This window comes from Rhizobacter sp. P3_B12, from assembly GCF_056402895.1.
The window spans coordinates 1-9,727 of the sequence record NZ_JBFUGN010000139.1; the positions used below are offsets into that span (position 1 = coordinate 1).

Below are 9,727 nucleotides of genomic sequence, written 5' to 3' on the forward strand. Positions count from 1 at the left end.
ACATCGCACCGGTATTTCAGTCGCGTGCGGATCTCGTCGAGCAGCAGCTTCAGCGCGTCATCGAGCATCGTGCTGGGCAGCGTGATGCCGTCGAAGAAGCGGCGGATGCGCTCGATCGGCATCAGCATCAGGTCGTGCACCGTCAGGCCGGGCAGCGCCTCGAGCTGCGGGCGCGACCAGGCGGTGCCCTGCGGCAGGAAGCGCTTTTCGGGCGGCAGCACGCCATCGGCATCGGGCTGGCTGCCCAGGCGCCACAGCAGCGCCTCGGTCTTCAGGCGCGCGCCGCCGCAGGTGGTGCAGGGCGTGTAGCTGCGGTACTTCGACAGCAGCACGCGGATGTGCATCTTGTACGACTTCGATTCGAGGTACTCGAAGAAGCGCTTGATGCCGTACCACTGCTTGTTCCAGTTGCCCCTCCAGTGCGGCGAGCCGTTGATGACCCAGTCGCGCTGCGCCTCGCTCAGCTGCGACCAGGCGGCGTCGCGCGGGATGCCGGCCTCGGCGGCGTACTTCAGCAGGTCGTCCTGCGAGTCTTTCCAGGCCGGCGTCTGGATGGTCTTGATCGCGCCGGAACGCAGCGTCTTGCGGTGGTCCGGGATCACCAGCCCCCAGTCGACGCCGATCACGCGGCCGAAGCCACGGCAGGTCTCGCAGGCGCCCATCGCCGAATTGAACGAGAACAGGGCCGGCTGCGGCTCGCTGTAGCGCAGGTCGCTGTCGGGGCAGTGCAGGCCGGTGGAGAAACGCCAGAGTGCCGGTTCGCCTTCCTCGGCCACCACATAGACATTCACCCGCCCGCTGCCGCGCTTCAGCGCCGTCTCGATCGCCTCGACCGCGCGCACCTTCTCGGTGTTCTGCAGCCGGAAGCGGTCGGCCACCACGTCCAGCACCTTGCGCGGCCCGGTCGGCGTCGCGACCTCGCGCTCGGCCTGCACGCGGGTGAAGCCGCTGGCCGCCAGCCACTGCTCGATCTCTTCCGGCGTCGTCACGGCCGGCAGCTCGACCGGGAAGGTCACCACCAGGCGCGGATCGCCCAGCGCCGTCCGGCTCATCAGCTCCGCGTAGATCGTCTCCGGCGTGTCATGCCGCACCGGCTGCGCCGTCTGCTTGTCGAACAGCTCGCCCGCCCGCGCATACAACAGCTTCAGGTGGTCGTTCAGCTCGGTCATCGTGCCGACCGTCGAGCGCGAGGTGCGCACCGGGTTGGTCTGGTCGATCGCGATCGCCGGCGGCACGCCGTCGACCCGGTCCACCGCCGGCCGGTCCATGCGGTCGAGGAACTGCCGCGCATAGGCGCTGAAGGTCTCGACGTAGCGCCGCTGCCCCTCGGCGTACAGCGTGTCGAACACCAGGCTCGACTTGCCCGAACCCGACGGCCCGGTCACCACCGTCATCTCGCCGGTGCGGATGTCGAGGTCCAGGTTCTTCAGGTTGTGCTGGCGGGCGCCGCGGATGCGGATGACACCGGACATGGGGAGGGCTTTCGGAATGCGGAGCCGAAGATTCTAGGGAGCCGCGACGGGTGAGCGCATCCGCGGGCCATTGGTCAGCAGCAGTCAGTAGCCGCCGGCAACCGGTCTGACCCGCAGCAACAGATCGGACACGCGAGGCGCATTGCCCGGACGGGGCCCATTGGCTACCATGCGCGACGCTCTCACGCGTGCCGTCTGCGCGTGGCGTCATGAAAACACCAGCCGTTCCACCTCTCCCGCCCGTCCACCCCGACAGCAGCCGCGCCACGCGGCTCATGGATGTCGTCGGCGAGGGCGTGTGGGAGCACGAACTCACGTCGCTCCAGCCGTCGCAGGCCTGGCATTCGCCGCGCTGCCGCGACCTGCTCGGGCCCGGGCTGGCTGACGAGCCATCCGCACTGCGTGCGCAGGTCGACCCGCCGGACCGGGCGCACTGGGATGCGCTGGTCGGCGCGGCGATCCGCGCGCCGGGCCGCAACGTGCAGGGCCGGCTGCGCCTGCGCACGGCCGACGGCAGCCCGCGCTGGTTCCAGGTGCGCATGCGCGCCACCGCCGACGGCACGGGGCCGGCCACCCGGCTGGCCGGCAGCCTGCGCGAGGTCGACAGCGACCCGGCCTCCGGCCAGGCCAAGGCCGCCTTCCTGGCCCACATGAGCCACGAACTGCGCACGCCGCTGAACGCGGTGCTCGGCATGACCGAGCTGGCACAGCGGCTGGCCACGCACAACGAGCAGCGCGGCTACCTCGACCTGGCGCAGCAGTCCGGCCAGGCGCTGCTGCGCCTGCTCGGCGACGTGATCGATTACGCCCGCGCCGAGGCCGGCGAGCTTGCGCTGCGGATGGAGACCTTCGACCTCGCGCAGCTGATGGCCGAGACCTGCCGCGGCTTCATGCCGCAGTTGCGCGAGCGCAAGCTGACGATGCTGTACGACTACCTCGGCGAGCAGACGCGCTTCCAGGGCGATCCGGCGCGCGTGCGCCAGATCGTCTCGAACCTGCTGGCCAACGCGACGCGGTTCACCGCGCAAGGCCATGTCGCGCTCGTCACCGAGGTGCGGGCCCAGCCCGACGGCCCGTGGCTGCTGCGCATCCAGGTGCACGACACCGGCACCGGCATGGACGACGCCACGCTGGAGCGCGTGTTCAAGCCCTTCGAGCAAGGCGACAACAGCGCGCGCCGCCAGCACGGCGGGACCGGCCTCGGCCTGTCGCTCACGCGCAAGCTGGCCGCGCTGATGGCCGGCCGCGTGACGGCCACCAGCCAGCCCGGCCGCGGCTCGGTGTTCACCGTCGAGCTGCGGCTCGCGGCGGCGGCCCAGCCGGCCGCCGCGCCGCACCCGCCCGGCCATGCCTGGCTGGTGGTGCGCGGCGCGACGACCTCGCCGTGGCTGCCGCGCCGCATCGAGCGCCTGGGCTGGACCACCGAGCTGATCCCCGACCTCGCACAGGCCACGCAACGCGCCCGGCTCGGCGGCCGCCTGCCGGACTGCGTCGTGCTGGCCGAGGACGGCCTCGACGACAGCAGCGACCTGGAAGCGCTGCGCCRGGCGCTGCCCGACGGCACGCGCGTCACGCTGCTGCTGCGCCCCGACTTCCACCAGCCGGTGCTGCTCGAGCGCGCCGCGCGCAGCCGCATGGCGGTGCTGCTGAAGCCGCTGACGCCGGCCGAGCTGCGCACCGTCGCCAGCCCCGAGGCCCGCCCGGCACCGGCACGGCCCGAGCCGTCGACCCCGATGCGCCCCGGCATGCACGTGCTGGTGGTCGAGGACAACCCGCTGAACCAGCTGGTCGCGCGCGAGATGCTGATGGTGCTGGGCATGAAGGTCAGCGTCGCCGCGAGCGGCGAAGAGGCGCTCGCGCACTGCCTCGAGAAGGCGCCCGACCTCGTGCTGATGGACATCCAGATGCCGGGCATGGACGGCGTCGAGGCGACGCGCCGGCTGCGCGCGATGCAGGCCGACGGCACCCTGCCCGCCTTCCCGATCGTCGCGCTGACCGCGCATGCGCTGGCCGCCGACCGGCAGTCCAGCCTCGATGCCGGGATGGACGAGCACCTGACCAAGCCGATGCAGTTCGAGAGCCTGCGCACGGTGCTGGATCAATGGCGCCCCGATGACGCCGGGCTGACAAGCGACGACGAAGGCGGGCCGACCGCGAACTAAGTCGCGCCGAATGCGACTGGGTGGACATTTCGTCCACTTGACGTGCTCGCGCGGCCGTTGCGTGTGAAAACATCCCGCCCTGCCGTGCGCGGTTGGGACAGAGTCGTCGACACGGCCAACGATCCAGAGAAGAAACCGGAGACACCATGAAGCAGCTTCTTTGCGTGCTGGCCTTGTCCAGCCTCGCGGCCAGCGCGGCCGCCCAGATCCTGATCGGCCAGACGGCAGGCTTCACCGGCGCGGTCGCCGCCGGCGTCAAGGAGACCACCGACGGCGCGAAGATGTACTTCGACGCGATCAATGCGCGCGGCGGCATCAACGGCCAGAGCATCGAGCTGGTCTCGATGGACGACAAGTTCGATCCGAAGCTCGCGGCCGAGAACGCGAAGAAGCTGATCACCGAGAAGAACGTGGTCGCGCTGTTCCTGGTGCGCGGCACGCCGCACACGCAGGCGATCGCGCCGCTGCTGGCCGAGTACCGGGTGCCGCTGGTCGCGCCGTCGACCGGCGCGATGGTGCTGCACAAGCCGGTCAACCCGTACATCTTCAACGTGCGCGCCACCTACCAGCGCGAGGCCGAGCGCGCGATCCGCCACCTGAGCCTGATCGGCATCGAGCGCATCGCGGTGCTGCACGTCGACGACAGCTTCGGCGTCGACGCCGTCGTCGGCGCCGCGGCCGGCTTCACCGCGGTCGGCAAGCAGCCGGCCGCGGTCGAGAAGTTCGACCGTGCGAAACCCGACTTCAGCGCGATCGTGCCGAAGCTGGTCAAGATGAACACGCAGGCCGTGCTGTTCATCGCCTCCGGGGCCGTCGTCRCCGAAGGCACGAAGGCGCTGCGCGATGCCGGCAGCCCGGCGCAGATCGTCACGCTGTCGAACAACTCCTCCAGCGGCTTCATCACGTTGATGGGCGACAACGCGCGCGGCGTGATCGTCACGCAGGTGTTCCCGTACGAGCGCTCGATCGCGTCGCCGCTCGTCAAGGAAGCGACGGAGCTCGCGAAGGCCAAGGGCTTCGAGGCGGTGTCGCCCGCGATGATGGAAGGCTTTGCCGGTGCGAAGGTGCTGGTCGAAGGCCTGCGCCGCGGCGGCGGCACGCCGACGCGCGACAAGCTGCTCGCGGCGCTGAACAACCTGCACAAGTACGACATCGGCGGCATGGAGGTCAGCTTCAGCACGAGCGACCACAGCGGTCTCGATTTTGCAGATCTCTCCATCATTGGATCCGACGGCAAGTTCCGTCGCTGAGCGCTTCGCGCAGCACGTCACGCCCTTGAGGGCGTGACACGCAGACAGGCGTACTGCACGCAGGCACGCCCGCCCTGCCCGTGAAACCATGGATTTCCTTGTGTTCACAGACAGAGCGGAGACACCTGATGAAGCAGTACCTCGGTGCGTTGGCCCTGGCGGCCACGATGATGTCGATCGGCGCCCCCGCCGCAGCCCAGCTCCTGGTCGGACAGACCTCCGGCTTCACCGGCCCGGCGGCGGCCGGCGTGAAGGAGAACACCGACGGGGCAAAGCTCTACCTCGACTGGGTCAATGCGCAGGGCGGCGTGCACGGGCAGCCGATCCAGCTGGTCTCGCTCGATGACAAGTTCGAGCCGCAGCTCAGCGCCGAGAACGCGAAGAAGCTGATCGTCGAGAAGAACGTGCTGGCGCTGTTCCTCGGCCGTGGCACGCCGAATGCGCAGGCCGTGCTGCCRCTGCTCAACGAACACCGGGTGCCGATGATCGCGCCGTCGACCGGTGCGATGGCCCTGCACAAGCCGCTGCAGCCCTACGTCTTCAACGTGCGCGCCACCTACCAGCGCGAGGCCGAGCGCACGATCCGCCACCTGAGCCTGGTCAGCGTCGACCGCATCGCGGTGCTGCAGGCCGACGACAGCTTCGGTGCCGATGCGGTGCAGGGCGCCATGGCCGGCTTCGATGCGATCGGCAAGAAGCCGGTGATGCTGGAGAAGTTCGATCGCAGCAGGCCCGACTTCAGCACGCTGGCACCGAAGGTCGCGAAATCGGGCGCGCAGGCGGTGCTGTTCATCGGCTCGTCGAGTGCGGTGGCCGAGGGCACGATGGCGTTGCGCCATGCCGGCTCCGCCGCCCAGGTGGTGACGCTGTCGAACAACGCGGCCAGCGGCTTCATCAAGATGATGGGGGTCAACGGCCGCGGCACCATCGTCTCGCAGGTGTTCCCGTACGAGCGCTCGATCGCGTCGCCGATCGTCAAGGAAGCGCTCGAGCTCGCGCGGGCCCGCAAGCTCGATGGCATCTCGCCCGCGATGATGGAAGGCTTCGCCGCCGCGAAGGTGCTGGTCGAAGGCCTGCGCCGCGCCGGCCCGGCGCCGACGCGCGAGCGGCTGGTGGCCGCGCTGAACGGCCTGACCCGCTACGACATGGGCGGCATGGAGATCAGCTACAGCGCCACCGACCACACCGGGCTCGACTTCGCCGACCTGTCCATCATCGGCAACGACGGCAAGTTCCGCCGGTGATCCGTGCGACCGGATGCAGCCGCGTCATTCCCACGGCAGCATCAGCGTCACCATCAGCAGCTTCTCGAACTCCGGCTCGAAGCGCTCGACGATCGCCTGCGGGTCGTTGCACAGCGCATCGTCGGTGACCAGCCCGAACTGCACGCCGCCGCCGTAGCTCAGGATGCTGACGCCGACGCCGATGTGGCCGGACTGCGGCACCCAGAACATCGTCTGGCGCAGCGTCGAGCCGCAGAACTTCAGCGGCACGGCCGGCCCCGGCACGTTGGTCATCACCGCGGTCGCCTTCTTCGCGAACAGGTTCAGCAGCGCATCCTGGGCCGGCTTGATCAGCAGCCCGGCCACCGACAGCACCGCGAACGCCAGCAGCGGCTGGTAGCTGCCCTTCAGGTCGGTCATGCGCGCGCGCACCGCGTAGACGCGCTCGACCGGGTTGCCGATGCCGATCGGCAGCACCAGCGGCACCAGCCCGAAGCGGTTGCCGAGCTGGTGCGCCTTCTCGAGCGGGCGCAGGTTCACCGGCACCATCGCGCGGATCTCCTGCCCGTCCGGGTTCTCGCCGCGCGCGCGCAGGTAGCCGCCGATCGCGCCGGCCACGCAGGCCAGCAGCACGTCGTTGACCGAGCAGTTCAGCGCGCGGCCGATCGCCTTCACCTGGTCGAGCGGGATCGGCTCGCCCCAGGCCACGTGCTTGCGGCCGACCGGCGTGCCCTTCAGCGAGGTCGGCGAATCGTCGGGCATCAGCGCGAGCGCGGCCACGTCGCTCAGCACCTGGTAGCCGGTGCGCGCCATGTCGAGCGAGCCCAGCAGCGGCTGCTGCGGATGGGCCAGCATCTCCATCGATTTGGCGATGCCGCCGCCGTACATGCCGATCGCCTTGACGGTCAGGTCGGTCAGCGGCTTGACGACCGCGTCGGAAAGCCAATCGGCATCACCCTCTTCGTCATCCGCCTTGCCACGGGTGCGGCGCGGCGGCGGGTCCTGGCCGCCGTCGGTGATCGACAGCATCACCGAGATCAGCGCGATGCCGTCGGCGATGCAGTGGTGCACGCGGGCGATCAGCGCGCTGCCGCCCTCGTAGTCGTCGACCAGGTGGAACTGCCACAGCGGGTGGGCCCGGTCCAGCGGCGTGCTGCTCAGTTCGGCGACGCGTTCCTGCAGCGCCTGGCGGGCCGACTGGCCGCGCGCGCGCCGCAGCGGCTCGTGCAGCACGTGGCGCTGCAGGTCGAAGGCGGGGTCGTGGACCCAGCTCGCGCCCATCGCGTCCTCGACCACCTTCTGGCGGAAGCGCCCGTACTTCAGCAGCTTGTCTTCGACGCGCTCGCACAGCGCGGCGTGCGTGATGGCCGGCTGCAGCAGCCAGACGCCGACGATCATCATCAGGTTCACGTCGTTGTCCATGCGCAGCCAGGCGGTGTCGACACGGGACATGCGCTGGGCGGCGACGTGGGTGGAGGTGGGCATCGTCGAGGTCTCCTGGGGGGATGAATCTTGTTGTGCGAGCGACGATGATGGGTAACATTCGCCGCGTCAATGCCGACTTTCACCCAAGCATCCCCGGAGACATTCATGGCCGACCTCAAGACCCTGTTCGAAGCCGCCGTGGCCGACTCGAAGAACCTGCCCGAGAAGCCCGACAACATGACGCTGCTGAAGATCTACGCGCTGTACAAGCAGGCGAGCAGCGGCGACGTCGACGGCAAGCGCCCCGGCTTCACCGACATGGTCGGCCGCGCCAAGTGGGACGCCTGGGATGCCGTCAAGGGCAAGCCGGCCGACGAGGCGATGCAGGAGTACGTCGACCTGATCGAATCGCTGAAGGAATGACCCGCGATCGCCAGCCCGGCCTGGACACGCTGCGGGCCCTGGCGATCCTGTTGGTCTTCGCCTACCACTACCGGGTATTCGTCAGCGGGCAGGACACCTTCGGCTGGGCCAGCGCGATCGGCTGGACCGGCGTCGACCTGTTCTTCGTGCTCAGCGGCTACCTGATCGCCAACCAGTTGCTGGGCGGGCTGCTGCAGGAGCGCCGGCTGTCGTTCGGCGCGTTCTATGCGCGGCGCGCGCTGCGCACGCTGCCGAACTTCTGGGTCGTGCTGGCGCTGTACTTCCTGCTGCCGGCGGTGATGGGCGGGCGCGAGCCGCCGCCGCTGTGGCGCTTCCTGACCTTCACGCAGAACATCGATCTGCAGCCGGGCACCGCGTTCTCGCATGCCTGGTCGCTGTGCATCGAGGAGCAGTTCTACCTCGGGCTGCCGCTGGCGCTGTGGGGCGTGACGCGGCTGCGGCACCAGCGGGCACTGGCCTGGGCGCTGATCGCGGCGCTGGTGCTGGCGGCGATCGCGTGGCGCAGCGCGCTGTGGCTGCAGTACGGCCGCGAGGCCGGCGGCGCGATCGAGCGCTATTACCCGACGGTGTACTACGGCTCGCTGTCGCGGCTCGACGAGTTCCTGCCCGGCGTCGCGCTCGCGCTGCTGAAGAACGGGCACCCGCAGGCCTGGGCGCGCCTGATGCAGCACGGCAAGGCCCTGTTCGGGCTCGGGCTGGCCGCGACGCTCGCGATGCTGTGGGGCCTGATGAACTTCTACGAGATCGACGGTTACGGGTACGGCTACCTGATGAGCGGCTTCGGCTACTCGCTGATGGCGATGGCCTGGGCGCTGCTGCTGCTCGGCGCGCTGAGCCGCGGTTCGCCCCTGCAGCGCTGGCGGGTGCCGGGCGCGGCCTCGCTCGCGCTGTGGTCGTACGCGCTGTACCTGACGCACAAGCCGATCGCGTTCATCGTGAACCGGCAGCTCAAGCCGTGGGCGCTTCCGGCGCCGCTGCTGGTCGTCGTGATCTCGGCGGCCTGCCTGCTGGGCGGCTGGCTGCTGTTCAGGCTGGTCGAGACGCCGTTCATGCGGTGGCGGGATCGGTGGGTGCCGCGGCAGTTCGATGCGCCAGGCGGATCGACGCAGGGCACACCGGCTGCCGCGCGTTGACCGCCGAGACGGCTAACCCTTGCTCTTCTTCGCCGCCGCCTTCTTCGCCGGCGCCTTGCCCCCCGCCAGCAGCGCATCCAGGTTCTTCTCGATCTCGCCCTGGATCGTGCCGGCGAAGGCGCCCATCAGGAAGCCGAGCTTGGCCTGCAGGTCGAAGTGATCGGCTGCGACCACCAGCTCGCCGCTGACGCCGGAGCGCGTGAACTCCACCGTGTCGCTGTCCTCGCCCTCGATCACGGTGCATTCCATCTCGAATTTCTTCTCGGCCTCCTCGGCCCATTTCCATGCGATCTCGCGTGCGCGGGCCAGGCCCAGGTCGTGGTCGCGGTGGATGTGGATGTCGGGCATGTCGGTCTCCTCGGGTCCTTATGGGGTCGTCGTGGTCGCCACGGTGGCGCCGGCGGCCAGTGTCGCGCGCCGTTCGTCGCGCGGCAACGCGGCAATGCGGCGCACCTCGGCGTAGAAGCGGTCGAAATCGCGGCCCTCGCGTTCGAACAGCCGCTCGAACTGCGGCACCAGCTCGTTGTAGGCCGCCAGCACGCCCAGCGATGCATTGTTCGCGCGCGCGAACCAGTTGTCGTAGCCGGCGTAGCCCTGCCACGCACCGGCCTTCAGCGC

At 69.7% G+C, this 9,727-nt stretch carries 9 protein-coding genes; 5 read left to right on the forward strand and 4 right to left on the reverse strand.

The window, feature by feature from the left end; all coding sequences use genetic code 11:
* Window positions 1–1,472 (reverse strand): excinuclease ABC subunit UvrA (locus AC1D01_RS10290; protein ID WP_477865938.1); only part of this gene is annotated, 1,472 nt, incomplete at its 3' end.
* Window positions 1,473–1,747: 275 nt separating this feature from the next.
* Here AC1D01_RS10290 and AC1D01_RS10295 point away from each other — a divergent pair.
* The 3 genes from AC1D01_RS10295 to AC1D01_RS10305 all read left to right on the forward strand — a co-directional run bounded on the left by AC1D01_RS10295 (window position 1,748) and on the right by AC1D01_RS10305 (window position 6,128).
* On the forward strand, window positions 1,748–3,634 hold the full coding sequence (locus AC1D01_RS10295; protein WP_477865939.1) for a PAS domain-containing hybrid sensor histidine kinase/response regulator: 1,887 nt from the start codon (window positions 1,748–1,750) through the stop codon (window positions 3,632–3,634).
* A 146-nt stretch (window positions 3,635–3,780) separates the two neighbouring features.
* Window positions 3,781–4,884 carry an ABC transporter substrate-binding protein gene (locus AC1D01_RS10300; RefSeq protein WP_477865940.1) on the forward strand — a complete coding sequence of 368 codons (1,104 nt, stop codon included), beginning with the start codon at window positions 3,781–3,783 and terminating at the stop codon, window positions 4,882–4,884.
* A 128-nt stretch (window positions 4,885–5,012) separates the two neighbouring features.
* Complete coding sequence (locus tag AC1D01_RS10305; RefSeq protein WP_477865941.1) at window positions 5,013–6,128, forward strand: ABC transporter substrate-binding protein; 1,116 nt, start codon at window positions 5,013–5,015, stop codon at window positions 6,126–6,128.
* Window positions 6,129–6,152: 24 nt separating this feature from the next.
* On the opposite strand, the gene AC1D01_RS10310 is transcribed toward AC1D01_RS10305, so the two are convergent.
* Window positions 6,153–7,592 (reverse strand): wax ester/triacylglycerol synthase family O-acyltransferase, encoded by a 1,440-nt coding sequence (locus AC1D01_RS10310; RefSeq protein WP_477865942.1) that lies wholly within the window; start codon window positions 7,590–7,592, stop codon window positions 6,153–6,155.
* A 105-nt stretch (window positions 7,593–7,697) separates the two neighbouring features.
* On the opposite strand from AC1D01_RS10310, the gene AC1D01_RS10315 reads away from it, so the two are divergent.
* Both AC1D01_RS10315 and AC1D01_RS10320 read left to right on the forward strand, forming a co-directional pair.
* On the forward strand, window positions 7,698–7,955 hold the full coding sequence (locus AC1D01_RS10315) for an acyl-CoA-binding protein (protein WP_477865943.1): 258 nt from the start codon (window positions 7,698–7,700) through the stop codon (window positions 7,953–7,955).
* Entirely contained in the window at window positions 7,952–9,109 is a 1,158-nt protein-coding gene (locus AC1D01_RS10320; protein WP_477865944.1) for an acyltransferase family protein, read from the forward strand. Before AC1D01_RS10315 ends, AC1D01_RS10320 begins: the two co-directional genes overlap by 4 nt.
* A 12-nt stretch (window positions 9,110–9,121) precedes the next feature.
* Here AC1D01_RS10320 and AC1D01_RS10325 read toward each other — a convergent pair whose 3' ends face one another.
* Window positions 9,122–9,457 carry a polyhydroxyalkanoic acid system family protein gene (locus AC1D01_RS10325; RefSeq protein WP_477865945.1) on the reverse strand — a complete coding sequence of 112 codons (336 nt, stop codon included), beginning with the start codon at window positions 9,455–9,457 and terminating at the stop codon, window positions 9,122–9,124.
* 18 nt (window positions 9,458–9,475) lie between these two features.
* Window positions 9,476–9,727 (reverse strand): aminopeptidase (locus AC1D01_RS10330; protein ID WP_477865946.1); only part of this gene is annotated, 252 nt, incomplete at its 5' end.

Bases quoted from the DNA above. Each gene is read 5' to 3' on its own strand.
- AC1D01_RS10310 (WP_477865942.1), bottom strand. From the start codon at position 7,592: ATGCCCACCTCCACCCACGTCGCCGCCCAGCGCATGTCCCGTGTCGAC.
- AC1D01_RS10315 (WP_477865943.1), top strand. From the start codon at position 7,698: ATGGCCGACCTCAAGACCCTGTTCGAAGCCGCCGTGGCCGACTCGAAG.
- AC1D01_RS10320 (WP_477865944.1), top strand. From the start codon at position 7,952: ATGACCCGCGATCGCCAGCCCGGCCTGGACACGCTGCGGGCCCTGGCG.
- AC1D01_RS10325 (WP_477865945.1), bottom strand. From the start codon at position 9,457: ATGCCCGACATCCACATCCACCGCGACCACGACCTGGGCCTGGCCCGC.